At 39.2% G+C, this 20,069-nt stretch carries 19 protein-coding genes; 10 read left to right on the forward strand and 9 right to left on the reverse strand.

From position 1 onward, the window contains the following. Positions 1 to 205 precede the first annotated feature (205 nt). The 3 genes from PSF42_RS16455 to aspA form a co-directional block, all read right to left on the reverse strand. Positions 206 to 499 (reverse strand): helix-turn-helix domain-containing protein, encoded by a 294-nt coding sequence (locus tag PSF42_RS16455; protein WP_102138014.1) that lies wholly within the window; start codon positions 497 to 499, stop codon positions 206 to 208. A 625-nt stretch (positions 500 to 1,124) separates the two neighbouring features. Beyond that, the gene (locus PSF42_RS16460) at positions 1,125 to 2,447 is read right to left on the reverse strand and encodes an anaerobic C4-dicarboxylate transporter (RefSeq protein ID WP_125890511.1); all 1,323 of its coding nucleotides are present in this window, start codon (positions 2,445 to 2,447) and stop codon (positions 1,125 to 1,127) included. 144 nt (positions 2,448 to 2,591) lie between these two features. After that, complete coding sequence (gene aspA / locus PSF42_RS16465; protein ID WP_125890510.1) at positions 2,592 to 4,016, reverse strand: aspartate ammonia-lyase; 1,425 nt, start codon at positions 4,014 to 4,016, stop codon at positions 2,592 to 2,594. A 438-nt stretch (positions 4,017 to 4,454) separates the two neighbouring features. On the opposite strand from aspA, the gene PSF42_RS16470 reads away from it, so the two are divergent. From PSF42_RS16470 to PSF42_RS16485, 4 genes are all read left to right on the forward strand, one after another. Then, a complete protein-coding gene (locus tag PSF42_RS16470) occupies positions 4,455 to 4,970 on the forward strand; it encodes an FxsA family protein (protein WP_125890509.1) in 516 nt (171 codons plus the stop codon). Between the two features lie 163 nt (positions 4,971 to 5,133). Then, entirely contained in the window at positions 5,134 to 5,427 is a 294-nt protein-coding gene (locus tag PSF42_RS16475; RefSeq protein ID WP_004908085.1) for a co-chaperone GroES, read from the forward strand. Positions 5,428 to 5,478: 51 nt separating this feature from the next. Next, positions 5,479 to 7,122, forward strand: coding sequence for a chaperonin GroEL (groL, locus tag PSF42_RS16480; RefSeq protein ID WP_125890508.1), 1,644 nt, complete (start codon positions 5,479 to 5,481; stop codon positions 7,120 to 7,122). A gap of 417 nt (positions 7,123 to 7,539) precedes the next feature. Then, positions 7,540 to 7,884, forward strand: coding sequence for a DUF4156 domain-containing protein (locus PSF42_RS16485; protein WP_004908089.1), 345 nt, complete (start codon positions 7,540 to 7,542; stop codon positions 7,882 to 7,884). 44 nt (positions 7,885 to 7,928) lie between these two features. On the opposite strand, the gene epmB is transcribed toward PSF42_RS16485, so the two are convergent. After that, positions 7,929 to 8,957, reverse strand: a complete 1,029-nt coding sequence (gene epmB, locus PSF42_RS16490) for an EF-P beta-lysylation protein EpmB (protein WP_125890507.1) — start codon at positions 8,955 to 8,957, stop codon at positions 7,929 to 7,931. Between the two features lie 43 nt (positions 8,958 to 9,000). Here epmB and efp point away from each other — a divergent pair, with 43 nt between their 5' ends. Continuing rightward, positions 9,001 to 9,567, forward strand: coding sequence for an elongation factor P (gene efp / locus PSF42_RS16495; RefSeq protein WP_125890506.1), 567 nt, complete (start codon positions 9,001 to 9,003; stop codon positions 9,565 to 9,567). A gap of 78 nt (positions 9,568 to 9,645) precedes the next feature. Here the strand turns inward: efp and PSF42_RS16500 are convergent, their stop codons facing one another. The 3 genes from PSF42_RS16500 to PSF42_RS16510 form a co-directional block, all read right to left on the reverse strand. Further along, complete coding sequence (locus tag PSF42_RS16500; RefSeq protein WP_004258665.1) at positions 9,646 to 9,843, reverse strand: YbdD/YjiX family protein; 198 nt, start codon at positions 9,841 to 9,843, stop codon at positions 9,646 to 9,648. 248 nt (positions 9,844 to 10,091) lie between these two features. Further along, positions 10,092 to 12,185, reverse strand: coding sequence for a pyruvate/proton symporter CstA (gene cstA, locus PSF42_RS16505; protein WP_102138006.1), 2,094 nt, complete (start codon positions 12,183 to 12,185; stop codon positions 10,092 to 10,094). 341 nt (positions 12,186 to 12,526) lie between these two features. Then, positions 12,527 to 13,435, reverse strand: coding sequence for an EamA family transporter (locus tag PSF42_RS16510; protein ID WP_125890505.1), 909 nt, complete (start codon positions 13,433 to 13,435; stop codon positions 12,527 to 12,529). A gap of 268 nt (positions 13,436 to 13,703) precedes the next feature. Here PSF42_RS16510 and sugE point away from each other — a divergent pair, with 268 nt between their 5' ends. After that, positions 13,704 to 14,018, forward strand: a complete 315-nt coding sequence (gene sugE / locus PSF42_RS16515; protein WP_125890504.1) for a quaternary ammonium compound efflux SMR transporter SugE — start codon at positions 13,704 to 13,706, stop codon at positions 14,016 to 14,018. A gap of 108 nt (positions 14,019 to 14,126) precedes the next feature. Here sugE and PSF42_RS16520 read toward each other — a convergent pair whose 3' ends face one another. Next, a complete protein-coding gene (locus PSF42_RS16520) occupies positions 14,127 to 14,336 on the reverse strand; it encodes a helix-turn-helix domain-containing protein (protein ID WP_004908101.1) in 210 nt (69 codons plus the stop codon). 206 nt (positions 14,337 to 14,542) lie between these two features. Between PSF42_RS16520 and PSF42_RS16525 the strand changes: the two genes are divergently transcribed. Genes PSF42_RS16525 through PSF42_RS16540 form a run of 4 tightly spaced genes read left to right on the forward strand, consistent with a single transcriptional unit; the run spans position 14,543 to position 18,554 of the window. After that, positions 14,543 to 15,304, forward strand: a complete 762-nt coding sequence (locus PSF42_RS16525) for a hypothetical protein (RefSeq protein ID WP_125890503.1) — start codon at positions 14,543 to 14,545, stop codon at positions 15,302 to 15,304. 39 nt (positions 15,305 to 15,343) lie between these two features. After that, positions 15,344 to 16,537 carry an MFS transporter gene (locus PSF42_RS16530; protein ID WP_125890502.1) on the forward strand — a complete coding sequence of 398 codons (1,194 nt, stop codon included), beginning with the start codon at positions 15,344 to 15,346 and terminating at the stop codon, positions 16,535 to 16,537. Between the two features lie 15 nt (positions 16,538 to 16,552). After that, positions 16,553 to 17,317 (forward strand): helix-turn-helix transcriptional regulator, encoded by a 765-nt coding sequence (locus PSF42_RS16535; RefSeq protein WP_125890501.1) that lies wholly within the window; start codon positions 16,553 to 16,555, stop codon positions 17,315 to 17,317. Between the two features lie 52 nt (positions 17,318 to 17,369). After that, on the forward strand, positions 17,370 to 18,554 hold the full coding sequence (locus tag PSF42_RS16540) for an MFS transporter (RefSeq protein ID WP_125890500.1): 1,185 nt from the start codon (positions 17,370 to 17,372) through the stop codon (positions 18,552 to 18,554). 236 nt (positions 18,555 to 18,790) lie between these two features. Here the strand turns inward: PSF42_RS16540 and tet are convergent, their stop codons facing one another. Continuing rightward, positions 18,791 to 19,993, reverse strand: coding sequence for a Tet(A)/Tet(B)/Tet(C) family tetracycline efflux MFS transporter (gene tet, locus PSF42_RS16545; RefSeq protein ID WP_272680377.1), 1,203 nt, complete (start codon positions 19,991 to 19,993; stop codon positions 18,791 to 18,793). Between the last annotated feature and the right edge of the window lie 76 nt (positions 19,994 to 20,069).

Genomic DNA, 20,069 nt, shown 5'->3' on the forward strand with positions numbered 1-20,069 from the left:
TCCATCACAATATGTCTGATTTTTCTCCATCATAACAATGTTCAATTGCGAATTATAGCGATTTGCGGTGTTATCACGAGACATTGTTTTCGAGGGGGGATTAAATCAAATAGGAAATTGAGTGGGTATTTAAAAGTAGGTAGTTTAAAGGGAACAGGAGGGGGAAGAACCCCCCTGGAACGAACTTGTGGGTTTATATCAGGCCCTAATTGATCAATTTAGCTTCCAACGCAGCATCAATATAATAAAACTGAAAGACTTTCTCCATAAAGTCATCGATGTCATGTTTTCGTAATTCGAGAGCTTGTAAGATATCCAAAAGACCTTGGATCGTAATGGCGTTTTTACCTCTTTCATAACGAGAAACTTGTTGTTGGCTGATTTTTAACCGAGAGGCTAATTGTGCGCCAGTCAAGCCAACCACTTTTCTGCGGTGTTTTAAAAAGGTTCCAATATAAACGGTTACATTTGTATTTTCATTTCGTTGAGTATTGAGCATGCCTCCTCCAAATATATAAATCTTGTTAAAATAAAGTATATTTCTACCAAAAAATCTTATTGTTTATTGGTATCAGTTTGAATGATTAAATGAATATAATCAGACTTCCAGCTATTATTAAACAAGGATGAGTTGATTATTACCAATATTTATGACGGATTGATTTTAAATTTTTGATAGATGATTTCTATTTTTACTACCCTAAACTTGTGTAATCGAAATGTTGCTTTGGATTAATTGCCTCTTTATTTTTTTATTTTGGTTTTTTGTATCGCCAACTTGTTCTTTTACTGCCTTTATTGAAGCTATATTTTGATTTATGTTTATTGTAAAATGATTAAGTTAGCCTATCGTTACATACTTATAGTCATTATTTGTTACACTTATATGTGAAGTATTAATATACATATATTATTAGATAAAATATTTTTGACATTGTCTTAATTATTTATAGTTAAATATATATATCTTATTACTATTTTATTTTTACCTAAATAGTTATTATCAATTTATAATTACTTACGTGACTTTATGTATGGAAACCAAAGTAATATATTTTCTGCAAATATAGAAAACCCGTGCGATTTGCACGGGTTGATATAAGATGACTTGGTACACATATAAACTAGATGATCATACCGCCAAACAAGAAGCCGAATGAAACAGCTAATGCGACGGCAATAGTACCTGGAATAAAGAATGGGTGGTTAAAGACAAATTTACCAATACGTGTGGTACCGGTGTCATCCATTTGTACCGCCGCAACCAGTGTTGGGTAGGTCGGCAGAATAAATAGGCCAGAAACCGCAGAGAATGATGCGATAGCCGTTAATGGGCTAACATTCAACGCTAATGCCATTGGCATCAATGCTTTTGCTGTAGCGGCTTGCGAGTATAGTAAAGCTGAGCAGAAGAAGAAAATAACCGCTAACATCCAAGAGTGTTCGTGGATTAAATCTCCCGCAGTCTCTTTGATCCAGTCAATGTTGTGTTGTACGAAAGTATCGCCTAACCAAGCAACACCTAAAATACAAATACACGCACTCATACCTGCTTTAAAGGTACTTGAGTTCAAGATTGCATCAGTATTAACACGGCAAAGGATCGTAATAAGTGTCGCCACAGTCAGCATGATAATCAAAATTGCATTTGTGGTATTCATTAATGGTGTTTCAACAATTCCTAAGCTTGGGCTATTGATGATGGCATAGCAAACAACGCCGATAACGCCGAGTAAGAATAACAATACAGAGGATTTAGCACCTGCTTTAATTTCTTTTGCTTGGCTACCACGCAGTTCAACTAAACCTTCTGCCAAACGTTTTTGGTAGATAGGGTCATCAGATAGCTTAGAGTTGAATGTCCAAGAGATAATGAATGACATCAAAATAATTGCAAGGAATGTCGCAGGCAATAGTACACTCAGAAGTGTGATATAGCTGACGGTATTACCTGCCCCCACCATTGCTGGGTTTTCCATGACTGACGCCATATAAACCACTGCCGCTGAAATTGGTGATGCTGTGATACCTATTTGTGCTGCAACAACCGCAGTGGATAATGGACGACACGGTTTTACGCCTTGCTCTTTTGCAACTTCTGCAATAACAGGTAGCGTTGCTAAAGAGATATTACCAGTCCCTGCGAAAAGTGTCAGGAAGTAGGTAACAATAGGTGCAAGAATGGTAATGTACTTAGGGTTACGACGCAGTAATTTCTCAGTTTGAGCAACTAAATAGTCCAGACCCCCTGCAATTTGCATTGCAGAGATTGCGGCAATAACAGCCATGATGATTGAGATAACGTCAAATGGAATGGTTCCTGGTTTTACGCCAATAGCAGCGAGTACCAGTACACCAAGGCCACCGGCAAAGCCGATACCAATCCCACCTAAACGGGCCCCCAAAAAGATGGCCAGCAGAACAATAATAAATTCTACGGCTAACATAGTGTTTACTCCTCGACAAAATGAAAATTAAAATTATGAAACTGTTATGTTAATTATTTGTGTGTGTATCAATCAAAAAAGGCACGCTTTCTATTGAGAGGCGTGCCTTTATTTTTAAGTATTATTTATGATAAACATAAAATTTTAGTCATCAAAGCGTTTTGCTTTATAAGCTGGGTGTTTTAAGTTCTCAACAGAGAAAATATCATCCAGTTCAGCTTCAGTCAGTAAACCGCGTTCAAGAACAACTTCGCGCACGCTCTTACCGGTTTCAGCACAGATTTTACCCACGATGTCACCATTATGGTGGCCAATGAATGGGTTCAAGTAAGTAACGATACCGATGGAGTTAAATACAAACGCTTCACAGATTTCTTTGTTTACTGTAATGCCGCTAATGCATTTTTCTTGCAGATTACGACAGGCGTTGCTCATCAGAGAGATAGACTCAAACATCGCTTGGCCAATTGCAGGTTCCATTACGTTTAACTGTAATTGGCCTGCTTCTGCAGCCATCGTTACACAGATATCATTGCCGATAACTTTAAAACAAGCTTGGTTAACCACCTCAGGGATAACAGGGTTAACTTTTGCTGGCATGATAGAAGAACCTGCTTGTAACTCAGGTAAGTTAATTTCTTTCAGACCTGCACGAGGACCGGAAGATAACAGACGTAAGTCGTTACAAATTTTAGACAGTTTCATTGCCAGACGTTTTAAACCTGCATGAACAGTGACGTAAGCACCACAGTCAGAGGTTGCTTCGATTAAGTCTTCAGCTGGAACGCATGGTAAACCAGTCACTTCGGCTAATTTTTTAACTGCAAGCTCTGAGTAGCCAGGCGCCGTATTCAGGCCAGTACCGATAGCAGTTGCGCCTAAGTTTACTTCGAGCAGTAATTCAATGCTGCGTTTTAAGTTTTTCTCTTCTTCTTTTAAGAGAGTCGCGAAGGCATGGAATTCTTGGCCGACAGTCATTGGAACGGCATCCTGTAACTGGGTACGGCCCATTTTCAGAATGTCTTTGTATTCTTCAGCTTTAGCTTCAAAGCCTTTTTTCAGATATTCAACAGATTCAATTAACTTCAATACAGAATTGTACACTGCGATACGGAACCCCGTAGGGTAAGCATCGTTAGTGGATTGGCTTTTGTTCAGGTGGTCATTAGGGTTTAAGAATTCATATTCACCTTTTTTATGACCCATCAGTTCAAGACCGATGTTTGCAAGAACCTCGTTGGTATTCATATTCAGTGATGTGCCCGCACCACCTTGAAATACGTCAACAGGGAACTGATCCATGCATTTGCCTTCATTTAACACAACGTCACAGGCTTTGATGATGGTGTCTGCGATATTACGAGGAATAGTTTTCAGTTCTTTGTTGGCTAAAGCCGCCGCTTTTTTAACCATAACCATGCCACGAATAAATTCTGGGACATCGTTAATAGTGCGGTCGCTGATATAAAAGTTTTCAATCGCACGCAGAGTATGAACACCATAATAGGCATCGGCTGGAACTTCTTTTTTACCTAACAGGTCTTCTTCGATACGAGTATTGTTTGACATGAGAACCTTCTTAATTAGATTACAGTTACTGTCCGTTTTATGCGCTTTAAAAAATTGATACTTCGTAAAACAAAATTCACAAGCGATTAATGTTGTAAAATAAAACTTTACAAGCAATTAACACCGTATACTACGTTATCAGCATTATGATCTACTGATTTATGGGTAGATGATATGCTTTTAATCATGTGTTGCCTTGAACCTAGATCACTATATAGTTTGATTTATGCAACAGATTTTACGTTGTGTGATATTCATCACAGATAAGTATCATTAATGAAAAAAATCTGTGAGTTGAAAAGCGTTATATCTGCCCCAATTATTATGGCTATACTAAAGAAAAAAGCGAATATTGATAGTTGTCTCTTAGATGCAGTTCACAAAGGTTTCCCTAGGGGCGTAAAATAATCGATAGCTTATTGAAATAAAGGAGAACTTGTGCGCTGGTTACCACTCATTCTGATATGTATTCTCGTTTACATTGAATCCGTCATTTTTGTGCGGGTTGCATCCGAAGTGGGTGTTTTAATGACTTTGATTTTAGTTGTTTTAACATCGTGCTTAGGTGTGTCACTCGTTAAAAATCAAGGCATGAAAAATGTACTGCAAATCCAACAAAAGTTAGCGTCAGGTGAAAGCCCCGCAGCCGAAATGATCAAGAGCGTCGCACTGGTTTTAGCCGGTTTCTTGTTGATTGTGCCTGGGTTCTTTACGGATTTTATTGGCTTACTATTGTTACTTCCACCAATTCAAAAGCTTATTGTAATGCGTTTAATTCCTCATATTCGTTTTTACCAGCCGGGTTCAGGTTTTAACCAAACAGGAAATAGCGGCTTTCAACGTGGCGATACTTTTGAGGGGGAATTCCAACGTAAGCAAGATGATCCTTCTTTTACAATCGATAATTCAGATAAAACAGATTCATCGGATAAAGACGATCGCCCTAAATCATAAAACCACCCTATTTATGGGGAGATAAAAATGAAAAATTTTTTATCTCCCCCCTTGAAGTCCCTCTTCTTCGCCCCAATCTGCTCAAACATGGTACTAGTTTATTTAAGACATGCTGGTATCGTCCTTTTACCTAGTATGGACTTTATTTATAGGAGAACTATTAATGAAAATTCGTCCATTGCATGACCGTGTTATCGTTAAACGTAAAGAAGTTGAATCAAAATCTGCAGGCGGGATCGTTCTAACGGGTACTGCTGCAAGCAAATCAACTCGTGGTGAAGTTCTTGCTGTTGGCAACGGCCGCATCCTCGAAAATGGTGAAATCAAAGCACTGGATGTGAAAGTTGGCGATATCGTAATCTTTAACGATGGTTATGGCGTGAAAGCTGAAAAAATCGACAATGAAGAAGTCCTGATCATGTCCGAAAGTGACATTCTGGCAATTGTTGAAGCGTAATTTTCACTTAAAACTTCTCAACGAACGAAAAGAATTTGAAGGAAAGAGATAATGGCAGCTAAAGACGTTAAATTTGGTAGTGATGCACGTACGAAAATGCTTCGTGGTGTGAATGTTCTGGCAGACGCAGTAAAAGTGACTTTAGGTCCTAAAGGCCGTAACGTAGTTTTAGATAAATCTTTTGGTTCACCAGTTATCACCAAAGATGGTGTTTCAGTTGCACGTGAAATCGAATTAGAAGACAAATTCGAAAACATGGGCGCTCAAATGGTGAAAGAAGTTGCTTCTAAAGCTAATGACGCAGCGGGTGACGGTACAACAACTGCAACTGTATTGGCTCAAGCTATCATTACTGAAGGCTTAAAAGCGGTTGCTGCGGGTATGAACCCAATGGACCTGAAACGCGGTATCGACAAAGCAGTTGTTGCTGCAGTTGAAGAGCTGAAAGCCCTGTCTGTTCCTTGTTCAGACACTAAATCAATCGCACAGGTTGGTACTATTTCTGCAAACTCCGACGAAACCGTGGGTAAATTAATTGCAGAAGCTATGGATAAAGTCGGTAAAGAAGGCGTTATCACGGTTGAAGAAGGTACTGGTCTGGAAGATGAGCTGGATGTGGTTGAAGGTATGCAATTTGACCGCGGTTACCTGTCTCCTTACTTCATCAACAAACCAGAAACAGGTGCTGTTGAGTTAGAAAACCCATTCATCCTGTTAGTTGACAAAAAAGTATCTAACATCCGTGAGTTACTGCCAGTATTAGAAGGCGTTGCTAAAGCAAGCAAACCACTGTTAATCATCGCTGAAGATGTTGAAGGTGAAGCGCTGGCAACTCTGGTTGTTAACACCATGCGCGGTATTGTTAAAGTTGCAGCGGTTAAAGCGCCGGGCTTCGGTGACCGTCGTAAAGCAATGCTGCAAGATATCGCGATTCTGACCAACGGTACTGTTATCTCTGAAGAGATCGGTATGGAGTTAGAAAAAGCGACATTAGAAGATTTAGGTCAAGCAAAACGTATTGTTATCAACAAAGACACAACCACTATCATTGATGGTGTGGGTGAAGAATCTGCGATTGCAGGCCGTGTTGCACAAATTCGTCAACAAATCGAAGAATCTTCTTCAGACTACGACCGTGAAAAACTGCAAGAGCGTGTTGCTAAATTAGCTGGCGGTGTTGCGGTAATCAAAGTGGGCGCAGCAACTGAAGTTGAAATGAAAGAAAAACGTGCTCGTGTTGATGATGCTCTGCATGCAACTCGTGCAGCCGTTGAAGAAGGCGTTGTTGCTGGTGGTGGTACTGCACTGGTTCGTGTTGCAGCGAAACTGGAAGGCATGAAAGGTGATAACGAAGAGCAAACAGTAGGTATTCGTGTTGCTCTGCGTGCGATGGAATCGCCTATGCGCCAAATCGTCACCAACGCAGGTGAAGAAGCTTCAGTTGTTGTTAACAACGTGAAAGCATCTAAAGGTAACGAAGGTTACAACGCTGCAACTGATACTTATGGCGATATGATCGACATGGGTATCTTAGACCCAACTAAAGTCACGCGTTCTGCTCTGCAATTTGCAGCGTCTATCGCGGGTCTGATGATCACCACTGAAGCGATGATCACTGAACTGCCAAAATCAGACGCACCTGATTTAGGCGCAGCTGGTATGGGCGGCATGGGTGGAATGGGCGGTATGATGTAAGCCTTTGGCGACATCAAACTCAAGTAGTTACTAACTCAGTTAGGACTACCCACCATAAGACCGGTATCGTTAGTGTTCCTAACGGTGCCGGTTTTTTATTGATTTTTAATTAATAAATAACTATTAATTATTGATGAAAGCAATATCTCGAAACAATGTACAATTTATGCGTTATGCGATTTATTTTTGCGTCAACGTTGCTTCGCGGGTTATATTTAACGTAAGGTAAATGGTTTGAATTCGCAAAGAATAGAGCAGGTTTTTGGTTAATTTGTGATAGACTCTATTCGGCTGGTGGTGTGCGGCAATGATGGTGCTGCATGTTAATCACCTCCTAGGTATTTCAATCAATAGGCTATTGGAACTAAAGCGATTTTCAAGCCAGCTGCAAAAACACAATGAAAAATGAGGGAAAACATGCGAATTAAAGTCTTGCTTGGTGCTGCTGCATTATTGCTTTTAGCTGGTTGTTCAACGACAACTAATTTAACTGCGGCAGGCTCACAAGTTCGTTTTGTTGAGAATCAACCTGGAAGTGATTGCCAACTTCTCGGTCAGGTTGCAGGGACTCAAAGCAACTGGTTGAGCGGTGTGAACAATGAATCTAGCTCAATGCGCAGTGCAGCTAATGATTTACGTAATAAAGCCGCGGCAATGGGCGGTAACGTGATTTTTGGTGCATCAAGCCCAAGTGAAACCGTGTTATCTAGCTTCATTCCATTAGATAGCAAAATGGTTGGCCAAGTTTATAAGTGCCCCTAAAATGAATTCATAGCGCCCAAATGGTTATTTGGGCGTTTTGCTTTCTAGTTCTGCCTTAAGTTCAGGTCGAGCAGTGTTTTACTCGGCTCTCCCCCAATTTCCCGAGCGAGCTTAGGCACTAGGTACCCTGAGACCTTACTTAATAATTGCTGTATTAATTGTCTAGCTTCAGCATCACTCACTAAAAAGTGTGCAGCGCCTTGGACTTTATCTAATACATGTAAGTAATAAGGTAAAATACCTGCATCAAATAGAGCATTACTTAAATTTATCAGGGCTGTCACGTTGTCATTAACTTGGCGCAGTAATACGCTTTGGTTTAATAATGTCACACCTGATAACTTTAGTTTTTGCATAGCATTGGTGAATGACTCGTCGATTTCGTTAGCGTGGTTAACATGTGTCACCATAATGACTTGTAACCTTGAGCTAGCAAGGCGTTTGCAGAGCGTTTCAGTGATACGTTCTGGTATCACTACAGGCAAACGAGTATGAATTCTAAGGCGTTTTATATGAGGAATTGCTTCTAATTGGCTGATGAGCCAATCGAGTTCATGGTCTTTTGCCATCAACGGATCGCCACCCGAGAAGATGATTTCATTGAGTTCGGTGTGGTTTTTTATATAATCCACAGCCATCAACCAGTTATTTTTATTTCCTTTGTTGTCTTCATAAGGAAAATGCCGGCGAAAACAGTAGCGACAGTTGACTGCACAGCCACCTTTTACCAGCAGTAATGCGCGGTTGTGGTATTTATGCAGTAAACTTGGAATTTCATTATCCTGCTCTTCTAGTGGGTCAGTAGAAAAACCTGGATGTATATCAAACTCTGCTTTTGCGGTTAATACTTGCAATAACAGAGGGTCTAGTGGATCGCCTTTTTTCATGCGGGAAATAAAGGGCATTGGAACGCGTAAGGGAAATAATTTGCGTGCCTCACTGCCTTCTTTCGATGAAAGGTGGTTTTCTAGGTTAAGTATTTGCAGCAATTCATCTGGATTAGTGATTGCTTCAGCAAGTTGTTGTATCCAGACTTCTCTGGATGAGGTATTTTGAGTTACAATATCGACCATTTTTTGGCTATGCCATTTTTAGTTTATAAATTAGAGGATCACCATGGCTACTTATAGTACCAATGAATTCCGCTCAGGTCTTAAAATCATGTTAGATGGCGAGCCTTGTGTCGTTTTAGAAAGTGAATTCGTCAAACCGGGTAAAGGTCAAGCTTTCGCACGTGTGCGTATCCGTAAACTGATTTCTAACAAACTGTTGGAAAAAACATTTAAGTCTACTGACTCTGTTGAAGCTGCTGATGTCATGGATATGAACTTAACTTACCTGTATAACGATGGTGAGTTCTGGCATTTCATGAACAACGAAACTTTCGAACAATTAGCTGCGGACGAAAAAACCGTTGGCGATAACGCGAAATGGTTAGTCGACCAAGCAGAATGTATTTTAACCCTGTGGGACGGTCGTCCTATCGCGGTTACCCCACCTAACTTTGTTGAATTAGAAATTACCGACACTGACCCTGGCCTGAAAGGTGATACCGCAGGTACAGGTGGTAAACCTGCAACACTGAGCACTGGCGCAGTGGTTAAGGTTCCTCTGTTTGTTCAGATCGGTGAAGTGATCCGTGTTGATACTCGTTCTGGTGAGTATGTTGCACGTGTAAAATAACGGTTGATCCTATACTGAATCGTTAAAAATAAAAAGCCGTGGTCGAGTGCCACGGCTTTTTTTGTCTATTTTAAGTGGCTAACAGCACTTAAAACCACCTTTGCCACCATAGCGTGCATCTTGCCGCTCTTTAAAAAACTCTTCATAGGTCATGGGAGTTTGGTCTGGATGCGTTTTTTGCATATGAGCGACGTAGTTGTCGTAATCGGGAACGCCAACCATCATTTTTGCCGCTTGACCTAAATAGCGGGCTGCTTTTCCCAGTTCTCCAAACATAAATCCTCGTCATACTTTGTGTTGTAGCGGTGTTGGCTGCTCTCGGCTACCCAAGTAACATACTGTTATGTATGCTCCTCGTTTCTCCTTTATACTTCACGCTGTTGCTGCGTTGGCTTCATTCGCTAACCCTAGTCACATACTGGAGTATGCTCCTAGGGATTATCTTCTTTGCCGCCTTGCTCCAACGTGAATTATTTTGGAGAAAGAGTATATGCCCTAAACAGTGACAAGCTTTTCCGCGAAAATCAATGATGGCGTGTATTTGCCACGATTTCTTCATAATTAGCTGGCATGGGTTCGTATGGTACTTCATTCGCAGTGGGTTGGTCAGATTTTAATGCCTTCAACGCAGTGCGGATGGAGAATAGAGCCAGTAATACCACAACAATCATAAAGAAAATAGTTAATCCTGCATCTAAGCGGTTATTGAAAATTAACTGAGTTAATTGAGATTCCGTATATTGAACTGGAATATTACCGCTATCAATCATTGCTTGGAATTTATTTGCGACAGCTAAGAAACCAACACGGGCATCTTCACTGAAGGTTTTCTCCCAGCCAGCAGTCATGGTACAGATTAACAACCATGCAGTTGGGACTAAAGCGACCCATGCGTATCTTTGGCGCTTCATTTTGAACAGTACCACAGCACACAGCATTAATGCCATACCCGCCAACATTTGGTTCGCGATACCAAACAGCGGCCATAAGGTGTTAATACCGCCAAGTGGGTCGACAACGCCTTGATGAAGGAAGTAGCCCCAAGCCAGCACACACAGAGCTGTTGCTATCAAGTTTGCGGGTAACGAATCGGTGCGTTTCAAGGAGGGAGAAACCACACCCAGTAAATCTTGCAGCATAAAGCGTGCTGCTCGAGTTCCTGCATCCACTGCGGTTAAAATAAATAATGCTTCAAATAAAATGGCGAAGTGGTACCAGAAGGCAACATTCATTAGGCCGCCAAGGGCACCGTGGAGAATATACGCCATCCCAACAGCCAGTGTTGGAGCACCGCCGGCACGTGAAATAATACTGGTTTCACCCACGTCATTAGCAATGCTGTTGAGCTGTTCAGGGGTGATCTGGAAGCCCCAGCTACTGACAACTTGGGCGGCAGAGGCGACGACATCTTGTGTACCCGCAGGCGCTAGCATCGCCATCGGGCTGTTCATCGCAAAATAAACACCCGGGTCAATCACACAAGCGGCAACCAACGCCATAATTGCCACGAAAGATTCCATTAACATGCCACCATAGCCAATAAAACAAGCTTGGTTTTCATTCGCCAACATTTTTGGTGTGGTGCCTGATGAAATCAGTGCGTGGAAACCGGATACCGCACCACAAGCAATGGTAATAAATAAGAATGGGAACAGATCCCCTGCCCAGACAGGCCCTGTACCATCAATATATTTCGTCAGGGATGGCATTTGTAGATTTGGATTGAGGATTAAAATACCAATTGCCAAACCAATAATAGTCCCGATTTTTAAGAAAGTTGATAGGTAGTCACGGGGAGCAAGTAGCAACCAAACGGGTAAAACGGCAGCAACAAAGCCGTATCCCACTAACATCCAAGTAAGTTGAACACCGGTATAGTCAAAATAAGGTGCCCAAGTTTCGCTTTCAGCAACCCAACCTCCAGAGATAATGGCAAATACGAGGAAAACTAACCCAATAATAGAAACTTCACCAATGCGTCCAGGGCGTATATAACGGGTATAAATACCCATAAAAATGGCCAGTGGGATCGTGAACGCAACGGTATAAGTCCCCCATGGACTGTGAGTAAGCGCTTTTACGACGATCATGGCCAGTACTGCTAAGATGATCACCATAATCATAAAACAAGCGATTAAAGCCAACACCCCTGCGGTATTGCCCATTTCTTCTTTAACTAATTCACCCAGTGAGCGGCCGTCTCGACGTGTTGAAACAAACAGCACCATAAAGTCTTGTACGGCACCCGCTAGGACAACCCCGGCAAGTAGCCAAAGCATACCGGGTAAATATCCCATCTGTGCCGCAAGTACAGGGCCGACAAGTGGGCCAGCTCCTGCGATAGCAGCAAAGTGGTGGCCAAATAATACTTTTTTATCTGTTGGTACGTAATCTAAGCCATCGTTATGACGAATTGCCGGTGTCATACGAGTTGCATCAACTTGGAGCACTTTTTTAGCAATAAAAAGCCCGTAATATCGGTATGCAATCAGATAAATACACACGGCGGCAACAACGATCCACAGGGCATTAATCTGTTCACCTCGATTTAAGGCGATGTAACCCAGTGAAAAAGCACCAAGTAATGCGAGCACAATCCATATTAATTGTTTACCCATAGCCATCCCCATCTGTTCAGTTGATTACTTTTTGTTATTTGTTTAAGTAAAACTGAGAAAGATATAACCAGACTTAAGTCAAAGAAAAAGTAGCTAAACCGATACACCCAATTGAGATTTGAGATAAATTTCATAATTGTAGGCAGTATCACTAATTTAGGATTATTTATTGGATTTTATTTGGTTTTGAACTAGCAGTTATCTATTGAATTGGTTTTTTATCTTGATTTATTGTTGATTTTGAAATTAATGACTATTGATGTATTTTTCTCTATGATGGGATAAATAAAGGTAGGGTAAATAATCGAAAGTTAAAAAACCTTCGATTATTAATGGGTTAACTAGGAATGTCTTAATTTTTGAATTATTTTTTTACCAAAAAGTGTAGTAATTAGGCCAAACATGATTAAAACAAGGCCAGCAACTTGTACGCCATTAATGTGCTCATCAAGAAATAATGCACTACTGCTTAAACCAAAGACGGGAACTAACAATGAAAAAGGAGCAACTCGCCACGCTTCATAGCGACCAAGTAAGACTCCCCAGATCCCATAGCCGACGAATGTTGATAAGTAAGCTAAATAGATAATGACACCAAAGACTGACCAGTTAAAACCGGATAGCCCTTCTATAATTGCTTCTTCACCTTCTAATATCCATGAACTAATTAAAAATGGGATGATTGGGATAAGTGCACTCCAACTGACTAAAGATAGGGCACTGCATTTCTCTGAGCCTTCCTGTTTCATAATAATTCTATTGGTGATATTACCACAAGCCCATGATAATCCTGCAATTAAAGTAAATGCTAACCCGAGCAATGGGATATCATCTAGCCCGCCGGCAGTGGCGCCATTGGCTAACACCGTCAGCCCTGCAATCGCGATAAACATACCAATAAAGTGGGTTGGCTGTAATGATTCCTTTAAAATCATTGCGCCAAGTAATAGGGTAAAGAAAGCTTGGGATTGCAATATGACAGAGGTTATACCCGCAGGCATACCAACTCGAATAGCACAAAATAAGAAGGCGAATTGACCAAAGCTAATCGTTAGCCCATAGAGAAGCAATAATTTGAATGGAATTTTAGGGCGTCTAAAAATAAAAATAGCGGGAAAGGCTACAAACATGAAACGTAATGCGCCTAATAATAACGGCGGAAGTGCGGTCACGCCGAGTTTAATGATAACGAAGTTAACACCCCAAATAACCACGACACAAAGGGCGAGTAAGATGTCTCTGAGACTCATGCTATTTTCTCGATGAACTTGCCAGATAAGAGACCTACTTTACCTGCGTATAATTTTGAGTGCGATGGTTATGATGCTTAATTATAAAATACAGTATAAAAATGTTAAACATTATTGTTAATTTGCACTTATTTGTTATTTTTGGTTGTTTGAGTCTGGGTCTGTGAATGTTTATAATGTGTTCTCACATCACACGTATTCAGGACGACCTGAAAAACGTCATTTAATTATGGGGACGGCCCCAAGTATTTAACAGGAGTAACCAGCAATGGCCTGGATTATCCTTTTATTTGCAGGTTTATTAGAAGTGGTATGGGCTGTTGGCTTAAAATATACCCACGGTTTTACCCGTTTAACACCAAGTATCATCACTATTATCGCTATTATTGCGAGTATGGGGCTATTGGCTTATGCCATGCGTGATTTGCCTGTCGGCACGGCTTATGCAATTTGGACCGGTATTGGTGCTGTGGGTACGGCAATTGTTGGGATTATTTTCCTTGGGGAATCAGCGAATATGTTTCGCTTATTAAGCCTTGCCTTGATTATTACAGGGCTAATTGGTTTAAAAGTGTCAAGTTAGCTTTCAAATTAAGCATTTTTTAATTAAAAATGAATAATAAGCGGGTGACAGAGAAAGTTACCCGCTTTTTTTGATATTTTTGGGGACATAGAGAAAACAATTCTTATGTTATTTTTCGTTATAACGCGATGGCCAAATTTCAGATGGTGCAACACCCAAAAACTCGGCAATAATGCGCTCTCCTTTTGGCCAGCGTCTTGATAGGGCGTTATTTAATGTTGATGAGTTTAACCCTGCTGAACGTGATATTTGTGAAAGAGAAGAACCTTTTTTCTTTATTGCTGCAATAATATCAGCCGAGTGCCAATCTTGTTTCATATGATCTCCAATAGTTAATATATAAATATAATTTAAATTATTTTAATGAACTGTAATTCAATTGAGATATAAAGATAAAAAAATAATTCTTAATTTTGAATACCTTTAAATTTTGGCCTTTGAATATTTATTTTTATGTGTTAAAGATATAAATTCAACGTTTTTATTATCTTTATTTTTATTTAAATAACTAAAAGGTGATTTTTATGGATATAGAAAACAATAGGATGGAAAAAATAAGTGCTAGTGTGAAATTAGACCTATGTAATTATTTTAATTGGAATGATATTGATGTTAATTATAATATTATTGATATTGACGAAAAAAAGATATATGCATTGTCAAGCGACTATGAATGGCAATTAATTTATTGGCATCATGATATGGATTTATCATTAAAAGAACGGTTATTTGCGGGTGTTCAATATTGGAGTAATTATTCAGATGCATACCAGAAAATTTTAACCAAATTAGATAAAGGAAATAAAAAAATTGATTTTTGCAATAGATACAATAATTTATTTGAGATATTTTCACTCAATGCGAACCATAAAGTCCCATATGATCATTTATTTTCATTATATCGATGGCGTTCAATAGTTTCTGAATATGCATATGAAAAATGGTCTGAAAATAAAACGGTTGCATTACCGTTACGCCAAAAAATTGAATTAGACGAAACCGCACCTATTATTTGCAGGGGTAATGAAACCTCTAATTATATACGTTTTGGGCAGTTGTCATTTTCAAATAAAGAAGTATTAACCATCCGTTTGTTGCTTTCCCACCGAAATATAAATGAAATTAGCCGTATTCAAGGCTGTTCGGAGGAGGACGAATATATAAGGGTTAACAATATCAAAAAAAAATTAAACTGTGAAATGGCATCTCAAAAGGAATGTTTTTCGGTAATGAAAGATCATGGGATTACATTAGCAAGCTTAGAAAAATTAATGCCTATTAATTAATTTAACTATTGGTTTTCTATAGGGATATGGGATCATTTTATGAAATGGAAATTACGTTTTGGCGCTGTGGTTGGGAATTCTCTTGAGTTTTATGATTTTGCAATTTTTGCTGCGATTTCATCATATTTAAGTGCAGAATTAACTCGCTTAGGTTATCAGCAAGCAACGGAGCTGGTGTGGGGTATTTTTGCTTTACGCTTTCTTATACGGCCACTAGGTGGGTATGTGATTGGCCGTTATGCAGATAAAGTCGGTAAAAAACCGGCCATGATTTTGGTCAGTATTCTTACCGGTAGTGCAACATTATGTATGGCATTTCTGCCTATTGAACTCTTAGGGGTATATACGCCTTTAGCCATCTTATTTCTTCAAATGTTGTTATCTTTTAGTTATGCGGGTGAAAGCCCATCACTGTCTACCTATTTATATAAAGATTCTAAACCCCAAGAACGAGGTAGAATTTCTGGGTTGTTAACCGGAAGTGCGGTTGTTGGTGTTATTGGCTCACTAGGGGTCGTGTTCATTCTCGAAAATATATTAGACCCTGAAACCATGCAAAGGGTGGGGTGGCGGATACCACTACTATTAGGTCTAGGTAATATACTGATCTGTTTTTGGTTTCGCTATCGCTTACCAGACCAACCCATTGAGTATGATGGGGGCCAAAAAATAGATTGGCTTAAGGTATTTAATATTTTACTGGTTGTTATTCCTGGGTCAGTTATTTTTTATACCTTAAATTTTTCATCTTCATTTTTACTTAAAGAGTTAGAACTCGAAGAATTTAAAAGCATATATTCAATGATATCATCAACGTTATTATTGGTTTTAATGGCAATAGTTGGTTGGCTAACCGATAAATACAGTTACGCTGAACGGGTTTTTAACTTAGGGGTAAAGCTTGCTGCCATACTATCAATTCCTATTTATTACCTAATGTCGACTAAGGTTTTATCATTAGTACTTATCTCTCAATCGTCAATTATTATTATTTCAGCGATGGTTTTATGTAATTGGAATTATGCTGTGGCAAAACCCGCCAATGGACAAGTTACAACCTTAAGTATGGGATACAATCTTGCATCGACGATTATAGGAGGGGTAACGCCTTTAATTATCAATTATTTAGTCCTCATTGATGTTTCCTTGGTTGGTGTTTTTGTTTCGTTGAGTTCGTTAACTCTATTTGTTTCATTGTTATTGAGTAAAAAACAAAGGTTATTAACTATTTAAATGTAAGGGTGACATATGAATATAGAAAATAAACACCTAGAACTTTCTTGTTCTGGTTTTGGTGATAAGTTTTTAAAGTACTTCGATTGGAATGATATAGATGTTACTTATAGTAGAGTAGATTTGATTAATCATTCTGTAAGGACTATTTCTAGTAATTATAATTGGGTTCTTATGGTTTGGGATGATGATTTAGATAAGAAAGTAAAGGAGCGATTAATCCCTGGTATTCAATATTGGAATAATTACTCTGCCGAATTTCAAAAAACATTATCTAAAACAGATAAGAAAGAAATGAAAGTGGATTTTTGTACTCAATATGGCGGTGTATATGAAATTACATCAATAAATTCAAGAAAGAAATTCTCATCTAATGAGTTATTAGAGCTCTATAAATTAAGAGCTGTTATTTCTGATTACTCTCAGCATGTCTGGAAAGATAATGAAAATATTATTTTACCACTTAGGGCGGACATAAGCTTATCTCAACAAATTGAAGATAATAACCGAGATATTTTAGATTTTCATCATTATATGCGTTTTGGTAACATTCGTTTTACCCGTAAGGAAATGATAACTATTCGTTTATTATTATCACATTGCCGAGTAAAGGAAATTAGTTATATTCAAGGTTGTTCGGAAGCGACAGAAAATAAACGTATTCTACGCATTAAAGAAAAACTAGGTTGCTCTTATACTTCACCTAGTGGTTTATTTCTGGCTTTAAAAGAAAATGGCATTACTCTTGCGTGTTTGGAATCTTTGGTGAGTTACCCTTAAATATGAGAATATTTTTCTACAAGGAAATTGATTAATAGAAAAGGGATAAATAATGAAATGGAGATTCATGTTTGGCGCCGTCGCAGGTAATGCTTTAAAGTATTATGATATTGCTGTGTTTGCGGCTATATCCACTTATTTAAGTACGGAATTAACTAATTTAGGTTATACACAAGCAACGGAAATGGTATGGGGGATTTTTGCATTACGTTTTTTAATCCGCCCACTAGGTGGGTATGTTATAGGCCGATATGCTGATACGGTAGGGGAAAAATCAGCTCTAGTATTAACAAGTATGATAACCGGTACGGCAACATTAATGATGGCACTGTTACCCATTGAATTATTAGGAGACTATACGCCATTAGCAATATTAATTTTACAATTGGCCCTTTCTTTTAGTTTTGCAGGTGAGTTTCCTTCTCTAATTACGTATTTATTTAAGGATTTAGATGGAAATATTCAGTCTAGAGTTTCGTCAATTATTGTTGGTAGCTCTTTATGTGGAGTAATCGCATCATTAGCTGTCGTTTTCATGTTAAAGAACACATTTTCTGAAGAAGCGATGCAGTCAATTGGCTGGAGGCTCCCACTATTAATTGGTTTAATTAATATTTTAATTAGTTTTTGGTTTAGAGCAAAATTACCGGATTATAAAAGTGAATTAGATGAAAAACCAATATTCAGTTGGCTCCATGTATTTTGGGTTTTCTTATTTACCATTCCTGGTACTGTCACTTTCTACTCTCAAAATTTATCAACTTCATTAATTATTGAAAAATTAATGATAGACGAGATAAAGAGTTTTTATGAAATATTTTCGTCCGGTCTATTGTTAATTTTTATGCTGATATGTGGTTGGTTAACCGATAAATATAGCTCAGTTAAATCTGTTTTTAATATGGGCGTCATTGGGATGGTATTGCTTTCAGTACCACTCTATTTTTCATTGCAGCTAGATAATTTACTTCTCGTCTTTTTCGCTCAAGTCGTTATGTCCGCATATTCAGCGATGATATTGTGTAATTTATCGGCCGTACTGATGGATAAATCTAATGGGCAAGCAACAATACTAGGCGTAGGCTACAATGGTGCCTCTGCCTCTATCGGGGGGATCACCCCTCTGATTGTTAGTTATTTAAGTCACTTTAACTTAGGCTATGTTGGGCTATTTATTGCGGGTTGTGGGCTTTCTTACTTTATATCTACTTGGTTGCCAAAACCAAATCCTGTTTAGTGTTAGCTATGATTTAGTCCCCCCCGCAAGGGGGATTAAATAACAATACACCATAGGGTTATAGTAACGAAAAATCAGCTTGTTACCTTATTAACTATATAAATATTTTGCCTTTCTTCTACAGGTTTCGTTCTCGGCTTTTTAGGTTGTATTGTCATTGAAATATCTCTTAACGTCATGTTCCAAAAGCAAATCTGATAAGGCCATCATTGCACTTAATGTTGGCATGCTAAAACTTAGCTCTTTGGTAGTTTTGCTGTTTCAACTATCTGGCTGCTACTTCTATGAAAAGATAAAATAAATGCGATCAATAAAACATACATCATCGCACCAATCAGCCATAGCCAGCCATCCCATGTTGCGAGTGTTTGACCAAAAATAAAACTAAATAATAATGGACCAATAACCCCAGTGGCATTGGTTAAACTGACTAAAATCCCTTGTAATTTACCTTGGTTAGCTTGATTGACTTGAGCGGACATTAGCCCTTGTAGCGCTGGCAATGCAATACTGCCACCAGCGAGTAAGACCAATGTTGGGTAAATCATCCAGCCTTCTGTCAGTAATGACAAAATAATGAATGCGGTGCCATCTGCGATAAAACCGACAATAATTGTCACTTTCTCATTGAATTTTTTGGCTATCGCCCCGGCAATAAAGGCTTGAAATAGGGCATGCATGACGCCTAAACCCGCCAGAGATAACCCAACTTGCATACTGTCCCATTGAAAGCGATTTTCGGTAAATAACACCCAGGTTGTTGCAGGGATCTGGCCAATTAGCTGCGCCATAAAAAAGACAAAAAGGAGCAAAATGACAGGTTTTATCAGCCGTATGAAGGAAACCGGCTGCTCTACAGTTTCATTTTGATCATTCTGTATAGCACGTCTGTTTTGATCTTTAAAAATAAGCAAGATCACGGCAAAAGAGCACGCGTTCAAGACGGCTGCAATAACAAAAGGTAAATGTGGAGAGAATTGCCCTGCAAAGCCGCCAATCGCAGGGCCAGCGATTAGGCCAAGACCAAATGCTGCACCTAGTCGTCCAAACCATTTTGTACGCTCTTTTGGGGCTGTGTTGTCAGCAATAATAGAAGCGGCAACAGCGCCTGTTGCACCAGTGATCCCCGAAACTAAACGGCCTAAATACAGTATCCAAAGTGAGCTAGATAAAGCTAGTAAAGTATAGTCGAGAGCGGCTCCCGCAAGGGAAAGCAGTAAGATAGCTCTGCGACCGAATTTATCGGACCATTTTCCCAGTATTGGCGCAAAAAACACCTGCATGACGGCATACAGGGCTAGTAAGATGCCGTAGTGGTTTGCCAGATTTTCTATTGTTACATACTCACGAAGTAAGGCTGGCAAAACAGGCATGATCATGCCGATCCCCATGGCATCGAGGGCGGTGATCGTTAAAGCAGTGATCGCAAAATTATTCATAATTGATTTCTCTATCAGTGATAGAGTTGGAATATATCCCTATCAGTGATAGAGTGTCAATAAAAATAGGGGAACA

The sequence above is a fragment of the Providencia sp. PROV032 genome, from assembly GCF_028484875.1.
Classification (GTDB): domain Bacteria; phylum Pseudomonadota; class Gammaproteobacteria; order Enterobacterales; family Enterobacteriaceae; genus Providencia; species Providencia rettgeri_E.

Excerpts from the sequence above, each read along its gene's own strand:
- epmB (WP_125890507.1), bottom strand. The coding sequence starts at position 8,957 with ATGGTCGATATTGTAACTCAAAATACCTCATCCAGAGAAGTCTGGATA.
- PSF42_RS16520 (WP_004908101.1), bottom strand. The coding sequence starts at position 14,336 with ATGAAACAAGATTGGCACTCGGCTGATATTATTGCAGCAATAAAGAAA.
- cstA (WP_102138006.1), bottom strand. The coding sequence starts at position 12,185 with ATGGGTAAACAATTAATATGGATTGTGCTCGCATTACTTGGTGCTTTT.
- PSF42_RS16455 (WP_102138014.1), bottom strand. The coding sequence starts at position 499 with ATGCTCAATACTCAACGAAATGAAAATACAAATGTAACCGTTTATATT.
- tet (WP_272680377.1), bottom strand. The coding sequence starts at position 19,993 with ATGAATAATTTTGCGATCACTGCTTTAACGATCACCGCCCTCGATGCC.
- PSF42_RS16500 (WP_004258665.1), bottom strand. The coding sequence starts at position 9,843 with ATGTTTGGAGAACTGGGAAAAGCAGCCCGCTATTTAGGTCAAGCGGCA.
- PSF42_RS16530 (WP_125890502.1), top strand. The coding sequence starts at position 15,344 with ATGAAATGGAAATTACGTTTTGGCGCTGTGGTTGGGAATTCTCTTGAG.
- PSF42_RS16460 (WP_125890511.1), bottom strand. The coding sequence starts at position 2,447 with ATGTTAGCCGTAGAATTTATTATTGTTCTGCTGGCCATCTTTTTGGGG.
- sugE (WP_125890504.1), top strand. The coding sequence starts at position 13,704 with ATGGCCTGGATTATCCTTTTATTTGCAGGTTTATTAGAAGTGGTATGG.
- efp (WP_125890506.1), top strand. The coding sequence starts at position 9,001 with ATGGCTACTTATAGTACCAATGAATTCCGCTCAGGTCTTAAAATCATG.
- aspA (WP_125890510.1), bottom strand. The coding sequence starts at position 4,016 with ATGTCAAACAATACTCGTATCGAAGAAGACCTGTTAGGTAAAAAAGAA.
- PSF42_RS16510 (WP_125890505.1), bottom strand. The coding sequence starts at position 13,435 with ATGAGTCTCAGAGACATCTTACTCGCCCTTTGTGTCGTGGTTATTTGG.
- PSF42_RS16525 (WP_125890503.1), top strand. The coding sequence starts at position 14,543 with ATGGATATAGAAAACAATAGGATGGAAAAAATAAGTGCTAGTGTGAAA.
- groL (WP_125890508.1), top strand. The coding sequence starts at position 5,479 with ATGGCAGCTAAAGACGTTAAATTTGGTAGTGATGCACGTACGAAAATG.
- PSF42_RS16475 (WP_004908085.1), top strand. The coding sequence starts at position 5,134 with ATGAAAATTCGTCCATTGCATGACCGTGTTATCGTTAAACGTAAAGAA.
- PSF42_RS16540 (WP_125890500.1), top strand. The coding sequence starts at position 17,370 with ATGAAATGGAGATTCATGTTTGGCGCCGTCGCAGGTAATGCTTTAAAG.
- PSF42_RS16535 (WP_125890501.1), top strand. The coding sequence starts at position 16,553 with ATGAATATAGAAAATAAACACCTAGAACTTTCTTGTTCTGGTTTTGGT.
- PSF42_RS16485 (WP_004908089.1), top strand. The coding sequence starts at position 7,540 with ATGCGAATTAAAGTCTTGCTTGGTGCTGCTGCATTATTGCTTTTAGCT.